Source organism: Rhodococcus sp. IEGM 1370 (assembly GCF_033142325.1).
Classification (GTDB): domain Bacteria; phylum Actinomycetota; class Actinomycetes; order Mycobacteriales; family Mycobacteriaceae; genus Rhodococcoides.
The window spans coordinates 16444-43308 of sequence record NZ_JAWLRY010000026.1; the positions used below are offsets into that span (position 1 = coordinate 16444).

Below are 26865 nucleotides of genomic sequence, written 5' to 3' on the forward strand. Positions count from 1 at the left end.
TCGATGCATTGGATCAGGCTAGCGCCCATGGTGCCGGTAGACCTCCAGGCAATCGAAGAAGTCCTCGGCCCATCCTGGTGACAGTTCACAGAATGGGACCGGCCAGTCTGTGGATTTCCGGTTCACACAGGGACGCATAGGCTCGACGAGTGCCCCGCGTTCGAGCCGCCCACAACCGCCCCGGATCGACCCGCCTGCATCCGACCGACGCGCGTGCGTACTGGATGGCGTCGAAGATTCCGAGTGACCAGTTTCTGCTGTACTGCTTCGCCAGCGAATCGGGAGACCTCGATTCCGAGGTGGCCCGATTGCACGAGCGCAGCAGCCGCATCGAGGTCCTGAGTCGACGCATCAGCGACGTCGCGTGCGGCCTCGACTATCCCCGTTGGACCGAGGCGGGCCCGCGCTCCGACGCGATCTCCGTGCACCGAAAAACGAGCACGTGGTCGGAGTGCCTAGATGCGATCGCCGCATCGTTCGCACGTCAGGTCGACCCCCGAGTGTCCGTGTGGCACCTGCACCTGTATCCGAACATCGTCGATGCTCCCGGCGGCACGGCCCTCGTTGCCGTGCTGCAGCTTTCGCACGCGGCGGCCGACGGAACACTGGCCGCTCGCGCTGCTCGCGACCTGTTCGGAACGCATCCACTCCCACCGGCGTGCGTCCAAGTAAAGCCTCGTGCGGCGTTCGAGTCGGCATCCACAATCGTTGCCGCCGCAACTCTTCCGCTTCGGCTGGCGCAGATGGTTCGCGGCGGTGTCCGCGCCCGACGCGACGCGCTGAGCCTCGGGCGAGGTACCGATTCGGGCGACATTCCCCCGCCCGCACATTCGCGCGCTCCGACCGACCTCGACGTGCCGCCCACCGGCCGGACGTCGGTGCGGACCATCGTGCTTCCGAAAACCGAGCTGCAGTCCGGCGGGACCACCGTCACCACGTTCGTGCTGACTGCAGTATCCGTTGCACTGCAACGGCTTCTCGGCGACGGTCCGGATCTGGCCGCCGAGGTCACCGTCGCCAGGGATGAGCGAGCCGACGCGCGAAACAATTTCGGCAACGTCGGCGTCGGACTGTTTCCCGCCGAACCGGACATTCGTACTCGCAGTCAGCTCGTCGCCGCCGATCTGGCTGCGCGCCGAGCTCGCGCGAATCATCCGCTGTCACGGGCAGCCCGCGCCTCACAGGACGACGTCGAAGCACACGTGCCGGCGTTTCTGGCCGAATGGGGCGTCGCGCAGTTCGATCCGACCGCAGCCCCTCCGATGGTCACCGGGAACACCGTCGTGTCCAGTGTTTCGCGCGGTGCTGCAGACCTGACGCTCGGCGGCGGCCGCGTCCGATTCACCGCAGGTTTTCCGGCCCTGTCCCCCGCCATGAGCCTGACCCACGGAGTCCACGGCATCGGCGATACCGTCACCATCGGAATCACGTCGAACAGCGCAGCCGTACCCGACCCGGATCTGTACGAGGCTCTCCTTCGCGACGCCCTCGACAAGGTCCGCACTGCTCTGACCTGACCGGGACCGAACTGCCAGACAGTTCTCAGCATTTGTCGGGCGTCGGGCTCAGGTTCCCCGACCAGACTGACAGCCATGAGCCACGAAACGGTCACCGTACTCGCCGTCGGAGGTACCGGTGAATCACATCCGTCCGACCACCGGACGCGAGTGACGGGCCTGCTGGCCTGCGTCACCCGCGAGCTCGACGACCGCTTCGTCGACCGCTGGGTCGGCTATCCGGCGTCGTACGGTCCGGTCGCGCTCGGTGGACTCTGCTTTCGGCACAGCGCAGACATCGGTGTCCGGCGTCTACGCCGCACACTCGAGAGCACTGCCGGGCCGATTGCGTTGATCGGATACTCCCAGGGAGCGACGGTGGTGCGCGAGGTCCTCGGTCTCGTCCACGACGGGACGATCGACGGCAGCCGCATCGTTGCCGCTGGTCTGGTGTCGGATCCTCAGCAGCCGGTGGGTGCCGTCGACGGCTGCACCGGACGTGGCGTCGCCGGCGCGGGTCCGGCTCTGCCCGAGTCGATTCCGGTTCAGTGGATCGGTCTGAAATCCGACATGATCTGCAACGCAAGCGACGACAGTCTCATTCGCGACGTTGCCGACCTGACCCGATGGATGTCGTTTCGCACCCCGAAAATCTGGCTGCGTGAATTACTGAAACTACTGCGCAGCAACAGCTTCCAAAACGCGACCCGGACGCGCCTTCGACCCTCGCAGTGGGCTAAGGATGTTCGACGCCTCCGCACGGCGGCCGCAGAATTGGGCGGGTATCTGCCGCAGTCGATGCGCTGGCGTCGATTCGAGTGGTCGAACCCCGGCGGTGGCCGACACATCGCGTATGCGCGCGAGGATTATGCAGACGGCCTCACCGGCTGCCAGGTTCTCGCCCGCTGGCTCGGCGAGCAGGCGGACCTACGGGAGAACCGAGTCAGCCCTTCTCGGCCACAACGGCGAGCTGCCTGAGCCCCTTCTCGAAATCCGGTCCGACGAGCTTGTCCATCGAGAACACTTTTCCGATCAGAGCGAAGAGCTTGTTCTGTTTTCCCGACATACGCCAGGTCACTCGGGTTCCATCGGCGACGGGCTCGAGCAGGAACGCCGTGACGTTCCGATTCTTGAACGGCTCGGTGAACGCGAGGTCGAGCACGATCAGTTCTTCGGGAATCGACTCGGTGATGGTCATCGTCCCCGCGCCGGCCTTGCGGTTACCCGACCACGAGTACGACGCCCCCACTCCGGCGTCGGGACCGGTGTAGGTGCGCTGCAAACCAGGGTCGAGTCCCTCGTAGGGCGACCATTGCTTCCAATGGTGAAAGTTGTCGATCAGAGCGTGCACGGTGGCGGCGTCCGCCCGGACGAGGGCCGATCGCTCGACGAGTACCGGGTGGGTTTCGCTGACCATGACAGTTCCTTCATTTTCTTTTGCACAGGCAGAAGATGTGCCCCGCGGGATCGCGGTACACCCAGAACGAGGGCTGCGCGTGGTCGATGAGTTCGGCCCCGGCGTCGACGACGAAGTCCCTGGCCTGTTCCATGTCGTCGACCACGAGGTCCAGGTGGATCTTGATCCCGTCGTTCGGCCAGTCGATCGGAGTGAACTCCGGCGCACGCTGGAACGCCAACCGCAACTCGCCCGGGCCGTGAATCACCACCCAGTCACCGTCGTCGCCGGCATGCTCCCAGCCGAGAATTGTGCTGTAGAAGCGGGCAAGCGCTGCTGGATCCGGGCAATCGAGCACCGTGTAGTCGACGGTGATCCGCGGTGGCGTCATGGCGGAAAGAGTAGCTGTCAGCCTCCAACGGCAGGGGCGATTGTCTCGAACCATGCGTCGTGCAGGTGCTGCTCCCAGTGGTTCCACCAGTGCACGCCGGTACCGGTGATCTTGACGTTGGGTCGACCGCCTGCGGCCTGCAGCAGCGGAACGAATGCCCGGCTGCTCATGCCTGCGGCTGTTTCGAGCGGCACCATCTGCGCGAACCTGACCGGGTCGAAGCTGCTGCTCGCCGGGTTGAACACAGGGTCCGTTGCCGGTGAACCACTTCCCGAGGAGACGAAGACTGCCGTGTTGCGCAGCGCACCGACGTTGAGCGACGGGTCGTTGCGGATCCAGTCCGCAGACGGCCAGGTACCCCACATGTTGCGAGCGTTGCCGCCCATCTCGCCGACGGCGACGGCAATGCCCTGCGCGAATCCGGGGCTGCTGGCGGTCGGGTAACCGCTGAACGAGGCGACCGCCTTGTAGAAGTCGGGGTGATGGGCGGCCAGGTTGAGCGCCGAGGTTCCGCTCATCGACAGTCCGGCCACCGCGTTGTTGACGTTGTCGCTGCCGAAGCGATCGGCCATGAACGGAGGCAGCTCCTGGGTGAGGAAGGTTTCCCACTTCACGCGTCCGAGCTTGGGGTCGTCACGCTGCCAGTCGGAGTAGAAGGTGCCGCCACCGCCGAACGGGATGGCCACGTTGACGTGCTTGTCGGCGAAGAAGCTCTCGACGTCGGTCTCGATGAGCCAGCCGTTGTCGTTCTCGGGCGCGCGCAGGCCGTCGAGCAGATACAGGGTGGGTGCCGGGCCCCCACCCGCAGCTTTGAGCACCTTGACCGGAATGTTCTTGTCCATCGACGGCGAGTAGACGTAGACGAGCTCGGAGTCGGCCCTCGCCACACCGGTCCCCATCAGCACCGTTGCCATCGTGGCGACCAACACCGCCACTACAGCGAGCACCAGACTTCGTATCCGACCATGCAGCATGAACATTGTCCCCTTGTTCGTATCCATCCGACCGTCTCGGGGAGGGTAACAGCCCGGTCACGGCTCCGCCTCTCCTAACGCAGCGGGCTGTCGACGATCCACCACGCCGCATACGGCGGCAACCACACCGAACCGGCGTCGTCGACCTGCAGATCGTGCTGTGAGAGAACCTCGACCGGGGCCGGAATTCCGAGTTCGATCAGCTGCGCGTGCGGGAACGACCGGTGTTCGGCGGTGACGTTGTAGAGGGCGACGAGGGTGCCGCTGGGATGCCGTCTGCGCACCACGAGCAGACCGTCGTCCGACTCACTCTGTACGTCCACCGGTGCCTCGGCGTGCAACATCGGTAGTCCGGCGCGCACCTTCGCGATCCGCGCGATCCCGTCGAACACTCGTTGCGCGTCGCTCCCCTGCTGGAATCGGCCGGCGCGATCGGCGTCGGTCACGCGCGGCCGATGCACCCACCGGTTGTCCTCGGCATGAGCTGGTTCCTCGGCCCAGTTCGGATCGCCCGGGGACCCGAGCTCGTCGCCGCTCCAGACGACAGGAATTCCGCCCCATCCGGCAATAACGGCGTGCGCCAGGAAGATTCGTCCGAACGCGCCGTCGGGATCCAGGCGGGACGGGCCCAGACCGGTCAGCGCTGCTGCGGTTCCGCTGATCCGGCGGTCGCCGGTGTCCGGATTGTACTGGAATACAAGGCCTTCGGCCCAGGAGCCGTCGAATTCCCCGGAGTACCAGTCGGCCAGGAAATGGCGATGCCCTGCGCCCGAGAGTCCGAGAGACGCCGCGTCGCCGTCGTCGATGGCCCAGCCGATGTCGTCGTGGCAGCGAACGTAGGTCACCCAGGTGCCACTCGGCGGCGTCGGGGGCAACGACGCCAAAGCGTGTCGCGCCAATGCTGTACTGCCCGTTGCCAACATCGACCACACCTGCACCATCAGCGAGTTGTGGTACGCGATGTCCGAGACTCGGCCGGTGTGCCGCCCCTGACCCAGGTACGGCAGCAGATCCCGGGGTCCGACGATCGCCTCGGCCTTGAACAACGTGGCCGGAGCAGCGAGTCGAGCGGTGGCGCGCAAGGCCTGGGTGACCGCGTGCACCTCGGGCTGGTTCTGGCAGTTGGTTCCCAGCCGCTTCCACAGGAATGCGATCGCATCGAGGCGCAGCACTTCCACTCCGAGGTTTGCCAGGTGCAGCACGATACTCGCGAACTCCTGCAGCACAGCGGGATTGGCCCAGTTCAGATCCCACTGCCATTCGTTGAACGTGGTCCACACCCACTCGCCGAGTGTGCCGTCGAAGGTGAAGCTGCCGGGCGCGAAATCGGGAAACACCTCGGGGAGAGTGCGCTCGTACGAGTCCGGGGTGGTGCGATCGGGATAGATCAGGAAGTAGTCTCGATACTTCGGATCGCCTGCGCGCGCCTTCTCTGCCCATTCGTGTTCGCGAGCAACGTGATTGAGCACCAGATCGACTACTAGACTGATGCCGCGGCCGCGTAGCGTCTCCGCGAGTGCCCGTAAGTCTTCGTTGGTACCGAGATCCTCGCGCACCGCTCGGTAGTCCATCACCGCGTAGCCGCCGTCGTTGTCGCCGGGCCGCGGTTGCAGCAGCGGCATCAGGTGCAGGTAGGTGACACCTAGTTCGGTCAGATGGTCGAGCCGCTCGCCCACCCCGCGCAGGGTTCGGCCGTACCGGTCGACGTAACAGGCGTAACCGAACATGTCCGGCTGCTGAAACCAGTCCGGTTCGAGCAAACGACGCTGATCGAGCCGGTGCAGATCCTCCGGGCGGGCGGCATAGGCGCGCGCAGCGATCTCCACGAGGGTGGCCGCCACGGCATCGGGATCGGGGTACACGGCGGTGACCGCGTCGTGCAGATCGGGAAACCACTGCTCGAGACGCAACTCGAACGTCTCGCGTCGGTGGGCGGGAAGTTCGGCGAGGATGCCTCGGGTGTCGTCGGAGACGGCGGGGTGAACCATGGACACATTCTGGCATCGACCCCAGCGTGCGGGCGCGCATACATCCGGTTACCGCGGGGTATCAGAGGCCCATGTCATTGCTGACCCGCACGCTGGACACGATCCTCGACAGAGCAGTCGTTCCCGGATACTCCCGCATCGGTGCCACGGTGCGTCGCCGATTCTGGGCCGCGGATCCGGCGCCGTTCCCCTCCCCCATCGACATGGTGGTGACCGGTGCGTCGTCCGGCTTGGGCGCAGCCACGGCGAAGGAACTGGCCAGGTTGGGGGCTCGGGTGCACCTGGTCGGCAGGTCTGCCGATCGGCTGGAGTGCGCGGCCGCCGCCATCCGAGCCGAGGTGCCCGACGCCTCGCTCGTGGTGCGTGAGTGCGACATCAGCAATCTCGATTCCGTTGCCGAGTTGATCGCGACATTGGCGTCCGAACTCACCGCGGTGCACGCGCTCGTGCACTGCGCCGGGGTCATGCCGGATGGGCGGCAGCTGTCCGCGCAAGGTCACGAATCTGCTTTCGCCACCCACGTTCTGGGGCCGGTCGCGCTGACGGTGGGACTGCGCGAGCTGTTCGACGCCGGATCGCGGGTCGTGTTCGTCTCCAGCGGCGGCATGTACCCGGTGCCGCTGCAGTCCGCCGATTTCGAGTACGAGAACGGCAAGTACTCCGGTATGACGGCGTACGCCAGGACCAAGCGCATGCAGGTGGTGGTGACCGAGCAACTGGCCGAGCGGTTCTCACTCGAAGACGATCCGGTGGTGCACAGCATGCATCCCGGTTGGGCGGCGACACCCGGCGTCACCGGATCGATGCCACTGTTCGGTTCGGTGATGAAGCCGATTCTGCGCAGTGCCGACGACGGGGCCGACACCATCGTCTGGCTCGTCGCATCCGACCAGGCGTTGACCAGTACCGGCACGTTCTGGCACGACCGAGCCCCGCGTCCGACGCACTACCCGTCGTGGCGGGGTGATTCACCTCGCGTGCGAGATGCCTTGTGGGCCAGCGTGGTCGAGGCAACCGGTATCGAGATCTGACGTCGTTCACGGCTCTCGTGCAGGCTGTTTCCGCCCAACGACCGCGTTTCGAATGAGGATCAGCAGGGTCAAGCTGAATCCCCAGCCGAGCATGCACAGAATGACACCCACACCCGACTGCCCGGTGACATCGGTACTCGCTTCGACGCAGAACGCCGTCGAGAAGCCCGCCGTCATGCCCAACGCAGATACGTGTCCACCGGTCTTCGGCCATCGTGACAGGTGCGCTGCCAGCAGGCACAGCAACACGACCGTCGCACCGCACGCAGCGACTTGCCATGTTGGGAACTCGTTCGGGGCCGGGAGACCAGGGCCACGCACTTCGCCTCGGTAGTCGGCAGACCAACTCAGCCACCCTGCACACGCTACGAAACCCGATGCGGCAGCAGTCGATCCGGTGGCCCACAAGCCGAGCGGACCGGTTCCCCTTCCTTCTCGACGCTTCGCGAAGACGGCCCACAGAACAAGCGCCCAGAACGTCGACGGCACCCCGACGAAAACGAAGACAATCCACAGAAACTGTGACCACGAAAAGTCGACTGCCATGACCCGACGCTATCGGACATCGCATAGCTACAGTCGAGATATGTCGCTCGTCGATCGGTTGTCGAACTCGCTCCCCACGGATCGGATCGTTGTCGATCCCGACGTCATCGCGTCGTACCAGCACGACGAGGCAGAGTGGGCACCGTATTCGGTCCCGATCGCGGTCGTTCGGCCCCGCACCGCTGAGGAAGTGCAGGCCGTCGTTCGCGCATGCCTCGCTCACGGCGCGCCCATTGTCACTCGCGGGGCGGGCACCGGACTGTCCGGTGGTGCGAACGCCACCGAGGGATGCGTCGTGCTCGCCCTCGACGGCATGGATGCGATCAAGGAGATCGACCCGCTCGAGCGCTACGCCGTCGTCGAGCCAGGGATGGTCAACGACCATTTGCGGGCAGCGGTTGCCGAACAGGGTCTCTGGTACCCGCCGGATCCGGCGAGCGCTCCATGGTCGACCATCGGCGGCAACGTCGCCACCAACGCCGGCGGACTGTGCTGTGTGAAGTACGGCGTCACCCGCGATTACGTCATGGGCATGCAGGTGGTCACCGGCACCGGAGAATTGGTGAGGCTCGGACGTAAGACCGCCAAAGGTGTTGCCGGATACGATCTTGCGGGCCTGATGGTCGGATCGGAAGGCACGCTCGGCATCATCACGGAGGTGACGCTCAAGCTCCGTCCGCTCCAGGATCCGCAGCGGACCGTCGCCGGCTACTTCGATTCGATCGTCGACGCCGGGCGTGCCGTCGCTGCGGTGGCCGCCGCCGGATTGACGCCATCCGCGTTGGAGCTGATCGACAAGCAGTGCCTCATCGCTGTCGACGCCTGGAAGAACATGGGGCTATCGGTGGAGGCGAATGTGGTGTTGCTCGGACGGATCGACGATCCCGGACTCATCGGAGACCAGGAAGCCGAGAAGATGCTCTCGTGCTTCGAGGAGGCCGGGGCCACGTGGTCCGCGGTCTCGACGGATCAGGAGGAGGCCGACGCGCTGTTCGCTGCCCGACGGTTGGCGTATCCCGCGATGGAGCGCCTGGGGCCGGTATTGACCGAGGATGTCTGCGTGCCGAAGAAGCATGTGCCCGAGATGCTCTCACGCATAGAGCAGATCGGCCTGCGTTACGAGACGACGATCGCCAACATCGCCCACGCAGGCGACGGAAACCTGCACCCATTGCTCATCACGCCGCACGACGACCTCCCGGCTCGGGAGCGGGCTCAGGCCGCCTTCGCCGAAATCATCGACGCGGCATTGGAACTCGGTGGCACCGTCACCGGCGAGCATGGAGTCGGACTGCTCAAGATGGACGGTCTGGTGCAAGAACTCGATCCGGTGGTGTTGGACATGCACCGCGCGGTGAAAAAGGCGCTCGATCCCCACGGAATCCTGAACCCGGGCAAGGTATTCGCGTCGTAACGGTTTCAGCCCTGTGGTTGTGATCGCAGATTGCCGTTGTGCAGCACGGTCACCAGGAGACTCGGCAGGCCGTTGACCAGGACGAGAACCGCGACCACGACGCTCACGGCCAGCCACGGCTCGGTCAGCCAGAAATGCTTGCCGAGCTGTAGCGCACCGACAAGGCTCAGTATCCAACCCGCAGTCTGGGCGCGTCGGGCGCGTCGGGCAGGTCTGACCGGATACGAGCCGTTCGCAGTGGGCAATCTACGGCCGTAGTTCTCACGAGCGACAATTCGAGCTGCGACGACGTGAAGCAGCACAGCGAAGGTGATGACACACACCGCAGCCACCATGCGACCGTCACCTACTTCCCCATCGGTTCCCGTCAGCGCAGTCTCGCAGGTCGAATAGCAATGCGCCACCACGCAGTTCTAGGTCGCAACGATCGCGCCAGGGGCTGCCGTGTTGCAGTCGACTGCCCACGCTGCGATTCTGTGGTCGTGCGAGTAGCTCTCATAGCCGATATTCACGGCAACATCGCGGCGCTCGACGCCGTCCTCGAAGACATCGAACGCCATCGCGTCGAGTCGGTGATCAATCTCGGCGATCTACTTTCCGGCGGCCTGCATCCGCGTCGAACTGCGGATCGGTTGATGGCGCTGGACTTCCCCACTATCGCAGGCAATCACGATCGCTATCTGCTCGAACAGCATCCCGATTCCATGGGCAGTTGGGATCGGCACGCCCATGATCGACTCGACGACGAGCATCGACAGTGGCTGGGCTCGCTGCCGTTCTCACTCGACCTCGATCACGGAATCCTCGCAGTGCACGGAACACCCACCGATGATCAGCAGTACTTTCTGCACTCGGTGGACCCCGACGGCTCTCGCGAGGCAACCGAAGACGAAATCCTCGACCGGTCAGCAGGTTTCACCGACAGAGCTGTCATCGCCTGCGGACACACCCACTTGCAGCGACAGTGGACTCTCCCCAGCGGCACACTCGTGGTCAATCCAGGAAGCGTCGGCACCCCCGCGTACGACGACGATCAGCCTTACCCGCACGTCATGGAATCCGGGTCTCCGCATGCACGCTACGCGGTACTCGACGACCACGACCGTGGCAGCTGGACAGTCTCGTTCGAGCTGGTCGAATACGACCACGTCGGTGCAGCCGCCGATGCCCGCGCACACGGGATGATCGACATCGCCGACGCTCTTCTCACCGGATTCGTCGGCCCTGCGCCACACATGCCGTCACACTGATCGCGTGAAGATCACCGACGCTCAGCGCCGACACCGGCTCGTCGCGCAGCACTTCGCCCATGCCTCGACCGCCGAAGCTGTGGTGTCGTCACTTCTCGCGTTGCATGCGACCGATCCGGCGACGGTGTATCTGTCGGTGCTGGCCCGCGCCCGAACACTGGGACTCTCGGATGTTCGTGATGCGATGTACGAGCGCCGGAGCCTGGTGCGATTGATGGCGATGCGGCGCACGATGTTCGTCGTCGCTCACGACGACGTTCCGATGATTCACGCTGCGGCGAGCCTCGGGGTTTCGCGCACCATGCGAGCGCGACTGATCAAGCAAGTCTCCACGTTGCCCACCGAACCGGTGATTCCCGACGTCGAATCATGGCTCGCCGCAACCGAAGCCGAGACTGAATCGGCGTTGCGATCGATGGGGACCGCCACCGGAGCCGAGCTCTCGGCAGCCGTGCCCGGCCTCAAGACCGCGCTGCTGCCGACCACCGACAAGGTGTACGACGTCAGGCGGTACGTCACCTCCGAGGTGCTGGTGATGATGGCCGCCGAGGGAAAATTGGTGCGCGTCGAACCACGGGGCGCGTGGACTTCCCGACGGCACGCATGGGCACCGATCGATCATTGGTGGCCGGACGGGATTCCCGATCTCGACGAGACCGAGGCGAGGACGGACCTGGCACGACGCTGGCTCGAGGTGTTCGGACCTGCAACCCTCGACGATCTGCAGTGGTGGACGGGCTGGAACAAGACGCAGACTCGCGGGGCGGTCTCGGGTCTCGACACCGTGGCACTCGAACTGACCGAGGGCGACGGAATTATGTTGCCCAGCACTAACTTCGACAAGCCGTCCGGCACGGACGTCATGCTGTTACCTGCACTCGATCCGACGCCGATGGGTTGGAAGCACCGCACCTGGTATCTCGGCGAACACAAGGCCCCGTTGTTCGACACCTTCGGCAACATCGGCCCGACCATCTGGTCCGGGGGCCGCATCGTCGGCGGCTGGGCGGTGACCGGTTCCGGCGAGGTGGTCACCGAATTGCTCGAGGACGTCGGATCGACGGCATCGAAAGCAGTTGCAGCCGAGGTCGAACGACTCACCACCCTGCTCGACGGCACCCCGGTGGTCCCTTCCTTCCCGACACCGCTGGAGAAGAAACTTCGTGGGAAGAAGTAGCCGACCTGCGCCTGGTCAGCAATGCACGCGACCGATCAGCGCTCGAATTCGCGGTAGGGTCAGACCGTGCCGATCAGTCTGGTTTCCATCGTCCTCCCCGTGTACAACGGTTTGCCCGATCTGGACGAGCAGCTCGAGGCCATCGCCGGACAGGACTACACGGGCGATGTCGAGCTCATAATCAGCGACAACGGCTCGACCGACGGCCTGCGCGCACACCTCGAAGAACTCTCTCTGCCTCTGTCGATGCGTAGGGTCGACGCCTCCGCCAAGCGTGGAGTTTCGTACGCCAGAAACGTCGGCGTGAAAGCCGCACGCGGTGACATCGTGGCCGTCGTCGACCATGACGACGTCGCTCATCCGACGTGGCTGACTGCGATGGTGCGTGCGCTCGACAGCTTCGACGCCGTGGGCGGCGCACTCGAAATCGAATCCCTCAATTCGGCAGACGTGGCGGAGTGGCGAAATGTACCGCCACCCGGCGCTCTGTTCCCCACTGCCTATCTGCCCTACGCGCCGGGCAGCAACTTCGCAATGTGGCGTGAAGTTTTCGACAAGGTCGGTGACTTCGACGAGGACCTCATCGGCGGTGCCGAGGACGTCGATTACTCGTGGAGGATTCAGCAAGCGGGATTGACGCTCGGACATGCCGCCGATGCGTTGGTCGCCTACCGCATCAGAACCACTGTCCGCCGATCGTTCGTGCAAGGGCGCGCCTATGGGCACACGTCCTATCAACTGTCGACGAAGCACCGTGCGGCGGGCTGCCCGCACCCGTCGTCGTTCGTCCGGATCCCCGTACATGCAGTGTCGATCTTTTATCTTGCGACAGTTCGTAATCCGTGGCTACCGAAATTACTGAGACCGATGCCCGTCGGTCTGTGGGCTCACTACATCGGGATTCACTATGGCGCACTGCGGATTCGAGTGACGACGCTCGTCAGACGACAGCGGCCGAGCGTCCGATGACCCGCGGGACCATCGACGCGATACGCGAGGAGACTCTCGCCGTCCTGCGGACTCATGCGGCACCGGGCGATCGCGTGGCTCACTTGGATTTTCCGAATCATTACAACGCCGGCGACTCACTCATCTACGCCGGCGAGGTCGAGTATTTGAAGCGATTGAACGTGCATGTCGACTACGTGTCGGATCCCTTCACTCACAACGATGCTCTTCTCGAAGAACGAATCGGTGACGGAACCCTGTTTCTGCAAGGCGGGGGAAATTTCGGTGACCGGTGGCCGATCGACCAGAAATTCCGTGAAGCGATCGTTGCGCGGTTTCCTCGCAACAAGATCGTCTGTCTTCCCCAGAGCATCGACTTTGCCGACACCGACGCCCTTGCGAGGACCGCAGCCCTGTACGCACAGCACCCGGATCTGACCCTCATGCTGCGTGAAAAACGTTCGTACGAGTTGGCGCTCGCTCATTTCCCGAACAACCGCGTCGAATACTGTCCGGACATGGCGTTCGGTGCCGACATCGCTCGAAGCGCCGAAGGCACTGCAGTGGACGTCGTGAAACTCCTGCGCGCCGATTCGGAAAGCCTCGGCCACGCGGCGGTGAACATCGACGCCTCGTCCGTGCACTACGACTGGGGCCTACGCGGAACGGATCTGGCGATCTCGACGGCGGTGATGCTGCCGACTCTGATTGCGCAACGTTTCCCCAGAACGAATCGGCTGCTCTACCCCGCTCTCCTACGCTCGTACGAGCAGACTGCGAAGCTCAACCTTCGTGTGGCCCAACGCATTCTGAACCTAGCTCCTGTCGTGCTCACCGATCGGCTGCACGCTGCCGTACTGGCCGCAATGATGGGCAAACGTGTCGTGGCGATGGACAACGCGAACAAGAAGGTATCCGGCATCTACGACGCCTACCTGCACCGCTTCGACAATGTCCACTACGCATCGAACTCCGACGAGGCTGCCGAGTTGGTTCGGCAGGCCGTGTCCGACTGTCGCGGGTGAACGCTGGTCGACACCGCGGGGAGGTTCAGAAGGGGTAGCGGCCCTCGGCCCAGGCGCGAGCGGCCGGAGGTGTCACGGCCTCGACAGGTTCTCCGTCGCGGAAGTACTGCGTGTGCAGAATCCGACCCTCGTCGACCGCTTCCTGCCAGGCCTGAGTGGGGCCTTCGCCGAACCAGAGCCACGGGGTGATGTCGTCCATGATCACGACCGATTCTGCGGTAGCGAGCGCACGTAGATCGTCGAGGTCTGCGCGAGCACCCTCCACCGAGTGGTCTCCGTCGATGAAGATGACGTCGAACCGCATGTCCGGGTGTTCCTTCGCATAGGCCGCGATGGTGGTGTGCGAGTCACCCTGAATCAGGGTGTGGCGGCCCGGAAAGTGTTCGTCGATATGGGCTTTCGCGGCGGCACTGTAGGCGTACGCGGCCAGGTCGAAGGACACGACGGTCGTATCGGGCGATGCGTCGAGAAACGCCCAACTCGAGAAGCCGGCATTGAACCCGACCTCACAGATCAGCTTCGTACTCGGCCGGGCCGCAAGCGAAGACAAATATGCCTGCTCCGCCTCGTCGGCTCCACGCTCGAAAGGTTCCCCAGCAGTGGCTGTTCGGTGCACCAATGCCTCGAGTTCCTGCAGACCCATTCACGTTCTCCTATCGTCTGATTCGGAGCGTAGTCAGCATCGGTGGGCGGCGCAGACGACGACGCCCACTCGCAGAACACGCCACCACGGACCTGTTGGATCTTCCGTCACGGCGAGGGTCCCGTGAGCCTCGTTGTCCCGCCGGGACCCTCGGTCTACCGAGCGTGCTCGCTCAGTCGACGACAGAACGAACAATCTCGGCGATACGCTGCGCCGTAGCGTCGTCCACAGTCTCGAAGTACCACGCCGCCGGCATCAATTGCCCGTCCGCGCCACCGGCAGCGTGAAATGCCGCCTTCTCGGTGATGGCCAGATTCAATCGATCGTCGTTGCGCAGCGTCACAAGCGCCGGCGTGCTCGCCGACTTCGCGTAGGCGGGCATTCCGTACCAGATCCGCGGCTTCAACGTGGGGGCCGCAAACACGATGATGTCGTGCACACGTTGCATGACCGAACGCCGAGGTTCGTCCATCTTCGAGATCTTTTCGATCACCTGAGCCAAATTCTTCTCGTCCTTCGACGACATGTCATGTCCTTTCGTCAACCGATGTCGGGCATCGGCGGAATGAAGATGGCGCAATTCTGCGCCGCACCCCATCCGGACATGTCCTGAGCTGGTCAGGCCTCTCCTCGATGATTCACGTGGTTGCCACGTGGAAGCGCAGTCGGTGGCGCGTACCACCGCGGTAATAATATCCGACACGCGGTCGTACTGCGCCACCGATTCTGCAGATTCGCGACTAGACGTTGAAGCGGAACTCCACGACATCGCCGTCGGACATGATGTAGTCCTTGCCCTCGATGCGCACCTTGCCCGCAGCCTTGGCCGAGGCCATGGAACCCGCGGCGACGAGGTCGTTGAAGGAGACGATTTCGGCCTTGATGAATCCGCGCTCGAAGTCGGTGTGAATGACGCCCGCTGCCTGCGGTGCAGTGTCACCACGATGAATGGTCCACGCACGGGCCTCTTTCGGGCCTGCGGTGAGGTAGGTCTGCAGGCCGAGGGTGTGGAAGCCTGCGCGGGCGAGAGCGTCGAGACCGGGCTCGGTCTGTCCGACGGATTCGAGCAGTTCCGCTGCCGATTCCTTGTCGAGTTCGAGCAATTCGGACTCGATCTTCGCGTCGAGGAACACGGCGTCGGCGGGAGCGACGAGGCGAGCGAGTTCGCCGATCTTCGCATCGTCGGTGAGAACGGACTCGTCGGCGTTGAAGACGTACAGGAACGGCTTGGTGGTGAGCAGCTGGAATTCACCGAGCAGCTCGAAGTCCAGCTTCGCCTTGGCCGAGAACAGCGTCTTGCCGTCGTTCAGCACAGCCTGCGCTGCCAGCGCCGCGTCGAGTGCAGGCTTGCGATCCTTCTTGATCCGCACCTCTTTCTCGAGGCGCGGAATGGCCTTCTCGAGGGTCTGCAGATCTGCGATCGCGAGTTCGGTTTCGATGACCTCTATATCGGCGGTCGGGTCGACGCGACCGTCGACGTGCACCACGTCGTCGTCGGCGAAGACACGAACGACCTGGCAGATGGCGTCGGCCTCACGAATGTTCGCGAGGAACTTGTTGCCCAGTCCTGCGCCCTCGGACGCACCCTTGACGATGCCGGCGATGTCGACGAACGACACCAACGCAGGCACGAGCTTCTCCGAACCGAACACCTCGGCCAGCTTCTCGAGCCGGGGATCCGGCAGCGCGACCACACCGACGTTGGGCTCGATGGTGGCGAACGGATAGTTCGCGGCCAGCACATCGTTGTTGGTCAGTGCATTGAAGAGGGTGGACTTGCCGACGTTGGGCAGTCCGACGATTCCGAGGGTGAGGCTCACGGTCTATGGAGTCTACTTTGACGACACCACCAGCTCGGACAGTGCCCGGCCAGCGACGAGGCCGGGCACCCTGGGCGGCGACACAACCACGTCAGCGCGGGCACGATCCGGATCGGACTCTGTGTCCATGCCCGCGATGCGAGAAACCTGAGTTACGTCGAAGTCAAGTGCCTGGCCCTAGTACGAGTTCGCGACGACCAAGGCAATGAAGGCGAAGTACAGGACTATGAGGACGACGAATATCCCCAGCGACAGTTTGCCGAAGAACCCGGCACGATTCGACGAATAGAGCGCGCCCTGAGCGTCCCCCATCATCCACAGCGGGTGCACCTTCAGTGCGTGATTGAAGGCCGGGATGGCCAACGGCCAGAAGAAGATGATGGCGACGACGGCCCATCCCGCATTGGACGACGGCAGAGTCGGTGGTTGCACATAGGACTGCGCTGCCGGATAGGGCTGCTGGAACTCTGACTGCTCGTACGGATTCGACATGATCATTTCCCCCGATTGTTCGATGACGGACAACCAGTAGGACGCCGTACCGACGCGTTGGGTTCCACCGAATCGAATCCGGTCGATCTCGAGTTCAGGTGGTGATTGCCGAATTGGGGTCCCAGCTCGCCAGGATCGGCAAGATCTTGGCGGTGCTCGACCCGTCCTCGACCGTGTAGACGATGAGACTCTGCCCCGGCTCGCTGGGCGAGGTCAGAAATTCGATACCGAATTCGAGGGTCCCCGCCGACGGATGCTGAATGATCTTGGTTGCGCGTTCGAATTCACGAACCTCGTGGTCGCTCCACCATTGCTCGAAAAAAGGCTCCGTGGAACGCAATTCGTCGATCAACGCAGTGAGCGCGCGGTCCCCGGGTCGACGAGCGAGCTCGCGGCGCAGATTGGCGACCGCGGCGGCCGCGAACTGCGACCAGTTGACGATTCGCTCGCGGGCGATGGGATTGCGAAACAGATAGTCGAACAGCGATTCTCCGGCCGCCGACGGCAAACTCAGCACTGATCGAACCAATGCGTTGCTGGCCAGTATGGTGCCCGAGCGTCCGAGTAGCAGCACCGGAACGTGATCGAGCGTCCTCATCACCTGGAGCAATCCCGGATCCGGTCGCTCAGTGGCGTCATCGACGGATCCGGCGGGAGATGCAAGGTCGAGCAGATGAGCCGACTCCACCTCGTTCAACTTCAGCGCCCGAGCGATCGCTCGCAGCACCTCGATCGACACGTTTGCCTGCCGACCCTGTTCGAGCTTGCTGTAGTAATCGGGGCTCACTCCGGCCATCGCAGCGAGTTCTTCCCGCCGCAGTCCAGGCACTCGTCGGACACCGGGATACGTGCGCAGTCCGGCCTCGGTGGGGGTGATGCGGTCGCGCCGATCACGCAGAAACGCGCTGAGGGCGGACCTGTCGTTGCTCACGAATTCCACAGTAGCGACACCGATGGTTGCCAGCCTGGTCATGCCAGACCTAGGTCGAGTGACGCCTGGTTGGCCGTGTTCAGCGCCCGTAGACATGACGTCATGACTTCTTCTGCATCACAGCGACTTTCCGGACGGACCGCCGTCATCACCGGATCCACCAGCGGTATCGGTGCCGCAATCGCCTCGACTCTCGCCGCGCACGGAGCATCGATCGTCGTCAGCGGCCGCGACTCCGCGAAGGGTTCGGCGGTGGTCGATCGAATCTCCGCGGCCGGCGGCACCGCGAGTTTCGTGCCGGTGGACCTCTCCGGCAGCTACCAGGACATCCGCGACTTCGCTGGGGCCGCCACCGCCGCTCTGAAAGGTCGCGTGGACATTCTGATCAACAACGCCGGCATCTATCCCGCCACCGCAACCGCAGATCTCGCCGACGAGCAACTCGACGCCATGCTTGCCGTCAACGTCCGAGCTCCGCACGTGCTCGTCGGTGAACTGGCACCGGCCATGGCCGAGCGCGGCAGCGGCGTCATCGTGAACATCGGATCGTGGATGGCCACGATGGGGAGCCCGTTCGCCGCGATGTACTCCGCAACCAAGGCTGCCGACGAACAACTCACGCGCAGTTGGGCCGCCGAGTTCGGCCCACGCGGCGTGCGGGTCAACGCTCTCGCACCCGGTGCGACGCTGACGCCGGGCAACGAGGATGCGCGGGAGGTGTTGGACGCCATGACGGCCGGAACGCCTGCAGGCACTGTCCTTTCGCCACAGGACATCGCGAACGGTGTGTTGTTCCTGGTCTCCGACGACGCCGCGATGGTGCACGGTACAACGCTCTACGTCGACGGCGGTATCTCGGTCACCCGCGGATGAACGCGCGTACCGAAGACCGCTACTGAGCTGAGGTCTTCAGCGTCGAGGTGGCCTCGGCCAACCGAGTGACGGCGTCCCAATCCTCCTGCGCCACGGCCGAACCCGGAGTGAGCCACGATCCCCCGACGCAGCCGACGTTCGGCAGGGCCAGGTACGTCGACGCATTGGCGGTCGAGATGCCACCCGTCGGGCAGAAGCGTGCGGCCGGGATCGGCGAGTGGATCGACTTCAGGAAGTTCGCCCCGCCCGACGCCTCGGCCGGGAAGAACTTGAGCTCGGTGTAGCCGGCTTCGAGGAGGGTGAGCACCTCGGATACCGTTGCGGCACCGGGCAAGTGGGGTAGCCCGGTGTCTCGCATGGCTTTGGTCAATCCCGAAGTGCAGCCCGGCGACACCAGGAACTGAGCGCCCGCATCGGCGGCCTGCTTGGCCTGACCGGGGGTGATGATGGTGCCGGCACCGACGAGGATGTCGGGAACCTCGGCGGCGATGCGCTCGATGGCGTCGAGGGCCACCGGTGTCCGCAGGGTCAGCTCGATGACGGGCACTCCGCCCGCCACCAGGGCGCGGGCAATCGGAACGGCATGATCGAGGTCGTCGATGACGACGACGGGGATGACGGGGACGCGGTCGAGCAGAGATGCAGTCACGTTCTTACCTTCTTCTTCAGTTACAGGGACTCAGCGCATGACGAACATTGCACCCTCGTCGGCCGGGCCGACGAGCGCACGCATGCCCGAGAACAGGTCGCGACCGGTGCTGGACCACTCGTCCTTGTCCAAGGCTCGGCCGGTGACCGGCCGTGCCTCGAACTCGTCGAGCGGTACGTCGATCGACAGTGTGCCACCTAGGGAATCGAGGGTGATGATGTCACCGTCGAGAATTTTCGCGATCGGTCCCCCACTCGCGGCCTCGGGCGTGAGGTGAATTGCCGCAGCGACTTTGCCGGAGGCACCGGACATTCGGCCGTCCGTGATCAGCGCGACGGAACGTCCCTTGTCCTGCAGAATTCCGAGAGCCGGGGTGAGCTTGTGCAACTCGGGCATACCGTTGGCCTTCGGGCCCTGATAACGCAGCACGGCAACGAAGTCGCCGTCGAGTAGCCCTGCTTCGAATGCCTCGAGGAAGTCGGCTTGATCATCGAACACTCGCGCCGGTCCGGTGACCACGCGATGTTCGGGTGCCAGTGCAGAAGTCTTGATGACGCACTTACCGATCGGCCCGGTCAGCATCTTCAGTCCGCCGTCGGCGCTGAACGGCTCGTTCGCGCCTCGTAACACGGTGTCGTCGTGGCTCATCCGAGTACCGTCCTGCCACATCACCCCGTCGCCGTCGAGCTTCGGCTCCTGCGTGTAGCGCCGCAGACCCGGCCCGGCAACGGTTTTCACATCCTCGTGCATCAACCCGGCGTCGAGCAGAGACCCGATGACGAACCCGAGTCCACCGGCCGCGTGGAAGTGATTCACGTCGGCCTTGCCGTTCGGGTAGATCCGGGCCATCAGCGGCACGACGGCCGACAGATCGGACAGGTCCTGCCAGGTCAACGTGATACCCGCGGCTTTCGCGATGGCGACGAGGTGCATCGTGTGATTGGTCGAGCCGCCGGTGGCGAGCAGTGCAACGCAGCCGTTGACGATCGACTTGACGTCGACGACCTCCCCCACCGGCGTGTAATTGTCGCCGAGCGACGTCAGACCGGTGACGACGTGGGCGGCCTCGCGGGTCAACGCGTCGCGCATCGCGGTTCCGGGGTTGACGAACGACGATCCCGGCAGATGCAGGCCCATGACCTCCATGAGCAACTGATTGGAATTGGCTGTTCCGAAGAACGTGCAGGTACCACTACTGTGATACGACGCGGCCTCGGCGTCGAGCAGAGCCTCGCGCCCCACCTTGCCCTCGGCGTAGAGCTGGCGCGCTTTTGCCTTCTCCCCGTTGGGGAGTCCGGACGTCATCGGCCCGGCGGGCACGAACACCGCAGGCAGATGGCCGAAACTCAGTGCGCCGATGAGCATTCCGGGGACGATCTTGTCGCACACCCCGAGCATCAGGGTGGCGTCGAACATGTCGTGAGACAACGCGATTGCGGTCGACATCGCGATGATGTCGCGACTGAACAGCGAGAGCTGCATGCCGTCACGGCCCTGGGTGATGCCGTCGCACATGGCGGGGACCCCACCGGCGAACTGCGCGATGCCGCCGGCGTCTATGACCGACTTCTTCAGCATGGCTGGGTAGGTCTCGAACGGCTTGTGCGCGGAGAGCATGTCGTTGTAGGCGGAGACGATCGCGATGTTGGGCTTGACCATGCCACGCAGCGCTTGCTTGTCGGCCTTGCCGGAGGCCGCGAAGCCGTGGGCGATGTTGGCGCAGGCGAGTCGGCCACGGGCCGGGCCCTGATCCCCGGCATCAGCGATTCGAGCGAGATATGTGGTGCGGTCGGACTGGCTGCGGTCTGCGATGCGGTCGGTGACCTGACGCAGGACCGGATGAAGTGTGTCCATGAGTATCTCCGATGTTCGGTCTCTCACGACTCAGCCTAAAGCCAGTTAAGTCCATCGGCAACCCAACTTATGCTTTTCAAAGTCATAAGTGACACTTCTTAGGCTGTTGCCGTAGAAGTTGCCAGTTGGTTGAATGGCGTCTATGTCCATGCCGCGCCTGAGCGCTCCACCTGCGACGGCAGGTGAGGTTTTCGCTCTGATTCGCGACGGAGAAGCAGCTACTCGTGCCGAACTCGGCCGAATCACCGGACTCTCCCGATCGGCCGTTGCCTCCCGCGTCGCCGCGCTCACCGAGCTCGGCCTGGTCATCGAAACCGAGGACACGCACTCGACCGGCGGTAGGCCCCCGGCGAGACTGTCCTTCGACATCGACGCCGGAGTCGTGCTCGCCGCCGCGATCGGCCGCAGCCGCTCCCAACTGGGCGTGTTCACCCTCGGCGGCGAGTTGCTCGCGAGCGACACCGTCGATCAGGAAATCGGCGTCGGCCCGGACGAGCTGATGCCGCAGATCACCAAGCGCTTGCAGGCATTGCTCGACGAATCGCACCGAACCGACCACCGCATCCTCGGCGTCGGACTGTCCATCCCCGGCACCGCCGACACCGACCGAGGGTGCAGCCTGGACTCGCCGATCATGCACGGCTGGGACGGAGTGCCGCTGGCACCGTTCTTCGCCGACACCACGTCTGCTCCGGTCTTCCTCGACAACGACGCCAACGCCATGGTGTTGGCCGAACGCCGCGACAATCGAGATCGCTTCCAGAACGCCCTACTCGTCAAGGCCTCGACCGGGCTCGGTGCCGGAATCGTCGCAGGCGGCGCATTGCAGCGCGGATCATTGGGCGCTGCAGGCGAATTCGGCCACACCAAGACCGCTGCCGCGGCAGGCGTCGCATGCAGGTGCGGCGACAGCGGCTGCCTCGAAGCCATCGCGGGCGGCTGGGCTCTGGTGCGCGCACTCAACGAGCAGGGCCGCGCAGTGGGCCACGTTCGCGGCGTCGTCGATCTCGCGGTGAGCGGCGACCCCGAAGCACGCAGACTCATTCGCGACAGCGGACGGCACATCGGTGAAACCCTGGCCGGTGCCGTCAACCTGCTCAACCCCGAGGTCCTGATCGTCGGCGGCGACATGGCGAACGCCTACGACATCTTCGTCGCCGGCCTCCGCGAGACCGTCTACGGAAACGCCACCGCGCTGGCCACCAAAGCCCTCACCATCCAGGCCACCACCCACGGTGACCTCTCCGGGGTGATCGGCAGTGCGGCGCTGGTGCTCGATCAGGTGCTCAGCGCCCGGGCCGTCGACGACGCATTGGGCGGCTGACCGCGGGCATCGTCGCCGCGATTGCCGCTCGTCGCACTCCAGCGACCGCCGGGCGCACCGCGATGCGTCGATTCGAGGACGCACACCGGCGGCCCACATAGGGTGATCGCAGTCACACCTGCGATCCTGGAGACCCCACACATGTCACTGAAAGCGGCCGACGAACCACACGTCGAATTGCTGAAGACAGATCCCGACCTACCGCCGGTCGGCGTCGTCGAGTCACATCCGATGACCCCGATCAAGCGCCTGATGCTCGTCGCCATCGGCCTACTCGGCGGTGTTGCGTGGACGATCATCGCGATCGTCCGCGGAGAGAATCCCAACGCCGTCTGGTTCGTCATCGCCGCGGTGTGTACGTACATCTTCGCTTTCCGCTTCTACGCCAGGCTGATCGAACGCAAGATCGTCTTCCCACGCGACGACCGCGCCACTCCTGCCGAGATTCTGGAAAACGGCAAGGACTACATGCCGACGGATCGTCGGGTGCTGTTCGGCCACCACTTCGCCGCGATCGCCGGAGCAGGCCCGCTCGTCGGCCCCGTCCTCGCCGCTCAGATGGGCTACCTGCCCGGCACCATGTGGATCATCATCGGCGTCGTGTTCGCCGGTGCCGTCCAGGATTTCCTGGTGCTGTGGATCTCGACGCGTCGCCACGGCCGCAGCCTCGGACAGATGGCCCGCGACGAACTCGGAGTCGTCGGCGGTACCGCCGCGCTGATTGCGGTGTTCGTCATCATGATCATCCTCATCGCGGTCCTTGCACTCGTCGTCGTCAACGCGCTCGCCGAAAGCCCGTGGGGCGTCTTCTCCATCGCACTGACCATTCCGATCGCACTGTTCATGGGCGTCTACCTGCGCTTCCTGCGACCGGGCAACGTCACCGAGGTCTCACTCATCGGCGTCGTACTGCTGCTACTCGCCATCGTCGCCGGCGGCTGGGTTGCCGAGACCGACTGGGGCACCGACTGGTTCACCCTCTCCAAGGTGACCGTCGCCTGGCTGCTGATCGGCTACGGCCTGCTCGCCTGCATCCTGCCGGTGTGGTTGCTACTCGCCCCGCGCGACTACCTGTCGACGTTCATGAAGGTCGGCACCATCGCCTTGCTGGCCGTCGGCATCCTCATCGCGCGCCCCGAGATCCAGATGCCCGCGATGACGAGCTTCGCCACCGAGGGCAACGGCCCGGCGTTCGCGGGCTCGCTGTTCCCGTTCCTGTTCATCACCATCGCCTGCGGCGCGCTGTCCGGCTTCCACGCTCTGATCTCCTCCGGCACCACGCCGAAGCTGCTGGAGAAGGAAAAGCAGATGCGCATGATCGGCTACGGCGGCATGCTCACCGAGTCGTTCGTCGCCATCATGGCGCTGATCACCGCATGTGTTCTCGATCAGCACATCTACTTCGCGTTGAATGCTCCGGCAACGCTGACCGGTGGCACTCCGGAAACTGCGGCGACGTACGTCAACGGACTGGGGCTCAGTGGCGGCGACATCACCCCGGCCGAATTGAGCCAGGCGGCAACCGATGTGGGCGAGGAGTCGATCATCTCCCGCACCGGCGGCGCACCGACTCTCGCGTTCGGCATGTCGGAGGTACTGCACCAGGTGTTCGGCGGCGAATCGCTCAAGTCGTTCTGGTACCACTTCGCGATCATGTTCGAGGCACTGTTCATCCTCACCACGGTCGATGCAGGCACCCGCGTCGCACGCTTCATGCTCTCCGACAGCATCGGCAACCTGCCCGGAGCCTCGGCCAAGAAGTTCAAGGATCCGTCCTGGCGCCCCGGTGCCTGGATCTGCTCGCTGATCGTCGTCGCGGCCTGGGGCGCAATCCTTCTCATGGGCGTCACCGATCCACTGGGCGGCATCAACACCCTGTTCCCGCTGTTCGGTATCGCCAACCAGCTCCTTGCCGCCATCGCGTTGACGGTGGTGATGGTCATCGTCGTCAAGCGCGGCCTCTACAAGTGGGCCTGGATTCCCGGGGTTCCGCTGGCGTGGGACCTCATCGTCACGATGACCGCGTCGTACCAGAAGATCTTCTCCTCCGTCCCGGCCATCGGCTACTGGACGCAGCATTCCCAGTTTCGCGACGCCAAGGCGCAGGGCCTGAGCGAGTTCGGCAGCGCCAAGACACCCGAGGCGATCGACGCCGTCATCCGCAACACCTTCATTCAGGGCACGCTGTCGATCATCTTCGCGGTATTGGTCCTGGTCGTCGTGATCGCCGGAGTATGGGTGTGCATCAAGGCAGTTCGAGGAGACAATCTGCCCGACAACGAGGAGCCCGAGGTGCCGTCGAAGATCTTCGGCCCCACCGGCTTCGTGCTCACCCCGGCCGAGAAGAAGATCCAGGCCGAATGGGACGAGCTGATCGAGGCGGGCACCGTCCGTCGACCCGGATCGGCGCACTAGATGCGCGGGCTGTGGTGGTGGATCACCTCGGTGATGGGCGATCACGATTACGACCGCTACGTCGCCCATCTGGCTCGCCACCATCCGGATCAGGAACCGCCGACCGTGCGGCAGTACTGGAAGGACAGGCACGCGGAGGCGGACCGGAACCCGGGAGCTCGATGCTGCTGACACGGTGATGTCCGATTTCCGCTAGCACCGACGCGTCCGCGCTGACACAGTAGGTGCATGAGCAGTGAACGGCAGGTGCAAGAACTGGACTTCGATCGGTGCTATCGCGCGGTCTCCTCGCGTGACGCACGGTTCGACGGCCAGTTCTTCACCGCCGTCTCCACCACCGGCATCTACTGCCGACCATCCTGCCCGGCCCGCACACCCAAGCCCGGCAACGTCTCGTTCCTGGCCACCGCAGCGGCGGCTCAACAATCCGGCTACCGCGCCTGCCGCCGCTGCCAGCCCGACGCCAGCCCCGGTTCCCCACGCTGGAACATCCACTCGGACCTCAGTTCTCGCGCCATGCGGCTGATCTCCGACGGAGCCGTCGAACGCGGTGGCGTCGACGGCCTCGCCAGCACACTCGGCTACTCGACCCGGCAGCTGACCCGCGTGCTCACGGCCGAGGTCGGTGCAGGACCGCTCGCGCTTGCCCGCGCGCACCGCGCCCACACCGCCCGCACGTTGATTCAGACCACCGACATGTCGATGGCCGACGTCGCCTTCGCGGCCGGCTTCTCCAGCGTCCGGCAGTTCAACGACACCATCAGGGAAGTCTTCGCCGTCGACCCGTCGACGTTGCGTCGAGAAGCGCACCGCACTGCCGTACCGACCGCGGGTGGAACCGTCACCCTGCGCTTGCCGTACCGCCCGCCGCTGGACCGCGGCTGGATCGAGTGGTTCCTGCGTGGCCACGTGGTCGAGGGCATCGAATCGTTCGCCGAGGACGGCGAATACGTGCGATCCCTGAGCCTGCCGCACGCCGCCGGGCTCGTGGCGTTGCGGATGATGGATGGATTCGTCAGCGCCGCAGTAACATTGCAGGACATGCGAGACCTCGCCCCTGCCGTCGCCCGAATCCGACACCTGCTCGATCTCGATGCCGATCCACTCGCCGTCGACGACGCACTGAGCGCAGACCCACAGTTGGCACCGAGCGTCGACGCCCACCCGGGCATTCGCGCCCTGGGAGTGGTCGACGGCGCAGAGATGTTGCTGCGAACCGTGATCGGACAACAGATTTCGCTGAAGGCTGCGGCCACTCACACCGCTAGACTCGTCGACGCTCTCGGCGCACCACTCGATCTCGGCAACGACTCCGTCACCAGGCTGTTTCCCGAACCTGCCGTCATCGCCGAACGAGGCCACGAGGTACTCACCGGACCTGCCGCCCGGGTCCAGACCGTCATCCGCGTCGCCGACGCCATCGCGTCGGGAACCGTCGTGCTCCATCCCGCGCGAGAAGGCCCGGAACTGGAGCGAGAACTGCTCGCACTCAAAGGAATCGGACCCTGGACCGCCCGATACGTCGTGATGCGGCTGCTCGGCGATCCCGATGTTCTGCTCGATACCGATCTCGTCGTCAGACAAGGTGCTCAGGCACTCGACATCTCGTTGAACGATTCTGGCCGCTGGGCTCCGTGGCGTTCGTACGTCTCGATGCACCTGTGGATCACCGCATTGGAAAGAAGACAGCCATGACTGCCACCGCCGCCACCCAGGACACCCCGATCGGGCCGTTCAGCGCCATCGTCGACGCCGATCAGCGCGTCCTGGCATCCGGGTGGACCGCCGATGTCGAAGAACTCCGCGTCCTGATCCACCCGACGATGCGCCCCGACAGCGTGCGCACGGCGGCCGATCTCGGCGATGTGACGCGCGCCGTCGAGAGCTATCACCGCGGTGAGCTGACCGTCATCGACTCCGTTGCCGTCGCGCAACGATCCGGCGAATTTCTCATGCACGCCTGGGGAGTTCTGCGCACCGTCGAACCCGGTGCGCCGGTGACCTACTCCGAGTTCGCAGAACTGTCGGGTAGACCGGCAGCCATCCGTGGTGCTGCGTCGGCATGCGCTCGCAATGCTGCCGCACTGTTCGTGCCGTGCCATCGGGTGGTTCGAATCGGCGGGGCCCTCGGCGGTTTTCGCTGGGGCCTGCCCGTCAAGGAATGGCTGTTGGCACACGAGGCGGCCTGAAAGGCCTCGCCTTGGACGGCGGTGACATACAGCTGGGCA

Annotated in this window: 27 protein-coding genes; 14 read left to right on the plus strand and 13 right to left on the minus strand. The window is 64.6% G+C overall.

Translation table 11 applies throughout. The features are described from left to right. Positions 1–149: 149 nt before the first annotated feature. Both R4P47_RS22585 and R4P47_RS22590 read left to right on the plus strand, forming a co-directional pair. On the plus strand, positions 150–1517 hold the full coding sequence (locus R4P47_RS22585; RefSeq protein ID WP_317785808.1) for a WS/DGAT domain-containing protein: 1368 nt from the start codon (positions 150–152) through the stop codon (positions 1515–1517). A gap of 75 nt (positions 1518–1592) precedes the next feature. Beyond that, positions 1593–2474, plus strand: coding sequence for a PE-PPE domain-containing protein (locus R4P47_RS22590; RefSeq protein WP_317785809.1), 882 nt, complete (start codon positions 1593–1595; stop codon positions 2472–2474). Here R4P47_RS22590 and R4P47_RS22595 read toward each other — a convergent pair. From R4P47_RS22595 to R4P47_RS22610, 4 genes are all read right to left on the minus strand, one after another. Continuing rightward, positions 2440–2913, minus strand: a complete 474-nt coding sequence (locus R4P47_RS22595) for an SRPBCC family protein (RefSeq protein ID WP_317785810.1) — start codon at positions 2911–2913, stop codon at positions 2440–2442. The two genes, R4P47_RS22590 and R4P47_RS22595, sit on opposite strands and share 35 nt — an antisense overlap. Positions 2914–2923: 10 nt before the next feature. Continuing rightward, entirely contained in the window at positions 2924–3283 is a 360-nt protein-coding gene (locus R4P47_RS22600; RefSeq protein ID WP_149407573.1) for a VOC family protein, read from the minus strand. A 17-nt stretch (positions 3284–3300) separates the two neighbouring features. Continuing rightward, positions 3301–4257: an alpha/beta hydrolase family protein gene (locus R4P47_RS22605; protein ID WP_317785841.1), complete on the minus strand. Its 957-nt coding sequence runs from the start codon at positions 4255–4257 to the stop codon at positions 3301–3303. Positions 4258–4331: 74 nt separating this feature from the next. After that, a complete protein-coding gene (locus tag R4P47_RS22610) occupies positions 4332–6245 on the minus strand; it encodes an alpha-amylase family protein (RefSeq protein ID WP_317785811.1) in 1914 nt (637 codons plus the stop codon). A gap of 71 nt (positions 6246–6316) precedes the next feature. Here R4P47_RS22610 and R4P47_RS22615 point away from each other — a divergent pair, with 71 nt between their 5' ends. Further along, a complete protein-coding gene (locus R4P47_RS22615) occupies positions 6317–7276 on the plus strand; it encodes an SDR family NAD(P)-dependent oxidoreductase (RefSeq protein ID WP_317785812.1) in 960 nt (319 codons plus the stop codon). 6 nt (positions 7277–7282) lie between these two features. On the opposite strand, the gene R4P47_RS22620 is transcribed toward R4P47_RS22615, so the two are convergent. Beyond that, positions 7283–7822: a hypothetical protein gene (locus R4P47_RS22620; RefSeq protein WP_317785813.1), complete on the minus strand. Its 540-nt coding sequence runs from the start codon at positions 7820–7822 to the stop codon at positions 7283–7285. A 40-nt stretch (positions 7823–7862) separates the two neighbouring features. On the opposite strand from R4P47_RS22620, the gene R4P47_RS22625 reads away from it, so the two are divergent. Then, on the plus strand, positions 7863–9236 hold the full coding sequence (locus R4P47_RS22625) for an FAD-binding oxidoreductase (RefSeq protein ID WP_317785814.1): 1374 nt from the start codon (positions 7863–7865) through the stop codon (positions 9234–9236). Positions 9237–9241: 5 nt separating this feature from the next. Here the strand turns inward: R4P47_RS22625 and R4P47_RS22630 are convergent, their stop codons facing one another. After that, positions 9242–9571: a hypothetical protein gene (locus tag R4P47_RS22630; RefSeq protein WP_317785815.1), complete on the minus strand. Its 330-nt coding sequence runs from the start codon at positions 9569–9571 to the stop codon at positions 9242–9244. Between the two features lie 147 nt (positions 9572–9718). Between R4P47_RS22630 and R4P47_RS22635 the strand changes: the two genes are divergently transcribed. From R4P47_RS22635 to R4P47_RS22650, 4 genes are all read left to right on the plus strand, one after another. After that, positions 9719–10486 (plus strand): metallophosphoesterase family protein, encoded by a 768-nt coding sequence (locus R4P47_RS22635; RefSeq protein ID WP_317785816.1) that lies wholly within the window; start codon positions 9719–9721, stop codon positions 10484–10486. Between the two features lie 4 nt (positions 10487–10490). Continuing rightward, positions 10491–11663 carry a winged helix DNA-binding domain-containing protein gene (locus tag R4P47_RS22640; protein WP_317785817.1) on the plus strand — a complete coding sequence of 391 codons (1173 nt, stop codon included), beginning with the start codon at positions 10491–10493 and terminating at the stop codon, positions 11661–11663. A gap of 66 nt (positions 11664–11729) precedes the next feature. After that, positions 11730–12632, plus strand: a complete 903-nt coding sequence (locus tag R4P47_RS22645; RefSeq protein WP_317785818.1) for a glycosyltransferase — start codon at positions 11730–11732, stop codon at positions 12630–12632. After that, entirely contained in the window at positions 12629–13636 is a 1008-nt protein-coding gene (locus tag R4P47_RS22650; RefSeq protein WP_317785819.1) for a polysaccharide pyruvyl transferase family protein, read from the plus strand. The genes R4P47_RS22645 and R4P47_RS22650 overlap by 4 nt, the downstream gene beginning before the upstream one ends. Positions 13637–13661: 25 nt before the next feature. Here R4P47_RS22650 and R4P47_RS22655 read toward each other — a convergent pair whose 3' ends face one another. The 5 genes from R4P47_RS22655 to R4P47_RS22675 all read right to left on the minus strand — a co-directional run bounded on the left by R4P47_RS22655 (position 13662) and on the right by R4P47_RS22675 (position 17522). Then, complete coding sequence (locus R4P47_RS22655) at positions 13662–14279, minus strand: class I SAM-dependent methyltransferase (RefSeq protein WP_317785820.1); 618 nt, start codon at positions 14277–14279, stop codon at positions 13662–13664. Positions 14280–14451: 172 nt separating this feature from the next. Next, a complete protein-coding gene (locus R4P47_RS22660; RefSeq protein WP_317785821.1) occupies positions 14452–15000 on the minus strand; it encodes a DUF1801 domain-containing protein in 549 nt (182 codons plus the stop codon). A 19-nt stretch (positions 15001–15019) separates the two neighbouring features. Then, positions 15020–16099 carry a redox-regulated ATPase YchF gene (ychF, locus tag R4P47_RS22665; RefSeq protein ID WP_317785822.1) on the minus strand — a complete coding sequence of 360 codons (1080 nt, stop codon included), beginning with the start codon at positions 16097–16099 and terminating at the stop codon, positions 15020–15022. A gap of 177 nt (positions 16100–16276) precedes the next feature. Then, positions 16277–16597 carry a CD225/dispanin family protein gene (locus R4P47_RS22670; RefSeq protein WP_300520657.1) on the minus strand — a complete coding sequence of 107 codons (321 nt, stop codon included), beginning with the start codon at positions 16595–16597 and terminating at the stop codon, positions 16277–16279. 88 nt (positions 16598–16685) lie between these two features. Further along, positions 16686–17522 carry a helix-turn-helix transcriptional regulator gene (locus R4P47_RS22675; protein WP_317785823.1) on the minus strand — a complete coding sequence of 279 codons (837 nt, stop codon included), beginning with the start codon at positions 17520–17522 and terminating at the stop codon, positions 16686–16688. Between the two features lie 102 nt (positions 17523–17624). Between R4P47_RS22675 and R4P47_RS22680 the strand changes: the two genes are divergently transcribed. Further along, positions 17625–18395 (plus strand): SDR family NAD(P)-dependent oxidoreductase, encoded by a 771-nt coding sequence (locus tag R4P47_RS22680; RefSeq protein WP_300520661.1) that lies wholly within the window; start codon positions 17625–17627, stop codon positions 18393–18395. 19 nt (positions 18396–18414) lie between these two features. Here R4P47_RS22680 and eda read toward each other — a convergent pair whose 3' ends face one another. Together eda and edd are read right to left on the minus strand one after the other, a co-directional pair. Continuing rightward, complete coding sequence (eda, locus tag R4P47_RS22685; RefSeq protein WP_317785824.1) at positions 18415–19044, minus strand: bifunctional 4-hydroxy-2-oxoglutarate aldolase/2-dehydro-3-deoxy-phosphogluconate aldolase; 630 nt, start codon at positions 19042–19044, stop codon at positions 18415–18417. A gap of 30 nt (positions 19045–19074) precedes the next feature. Continuing rightward, the gene (gene edd, locus R4P47_RS22690) at positions 19075–20898 is read right to left on the minus strand and encodes a phosphogluconate dehydratase (protein WP_317785825.1); all 1824 of its coding nucleotides are present in this window, start codon (positions 20896–20898) and stop codon (positions 19075–19077) included. 142 nt (positions 20899–21040) lie between these two features. On the opposite strand from edd, the gene R4P47_RS22695 reads away from it, so the two are divergent. From R4P47_RS22695 to R4P47_RS22715, 5 genes are all read left to right on the plus strand, one after another. Then, positions 21041–22222, plus strand: coding sequence for an ROK family transcriptional regulator (locus R4P47_RS22695; protein WP_317785826.1), 1182 nt, complete (start codon positions 21041–21043; stop codon positions 22220–22222). Positions 22223–22363: 141 nt separating this feature from the next. Then, on the plus strand, positions 22364–24637 hold the full coding sequence (locus R4P47_RS22700) for a carbon starvation CstA family protein (RefSeq protein ID WP_317548481.1): 2274 nt from the start codon (positions 22364–22366) through the stop codon (positions 24635–24637). Beyond that, complete coding sequence (locus R4P47_RS22705) at positions 24638–24808, plus strand: YbdD/YjiX family protein (RefSeq protein WP_094641195.1); 171 nt, start codon at positions 24638–24640, stop codon at positions 24806–24808. A gap of 57 nt (positions 24809–24865) precedes the next feature. Further along, positions 24866–26332 carry a DNA-3-methyladenine glycosylase 2 family protein gene (locus R4P47_RS22710; protein WP_317785827.1) on the plus strand — a complete coding sequence of 489 codons (1467 nt, stop codon included), beginning with the start codon at positions 24866–24868 and terminating at the stop codon, positions 26330–26332. Next, positions 26329–26826: a methylated-DNA--[protein]-cysteine S-methyltransferase gene (locus R4P47_RS22715; RefSeq protein ID WP_317785828.1), complete on the plus strand. Its 498-nt coding sequence runs from the start codon at positions 26329–26331 to the stop codon at positions 26824–26826. The genes R4P47_RS22710 and R4P47_RS22715 overlap by 4 nt, the downstream gene beginning before the upstream one ends. Positions 26827–26865: the final 39 nt, after the last annotated feature.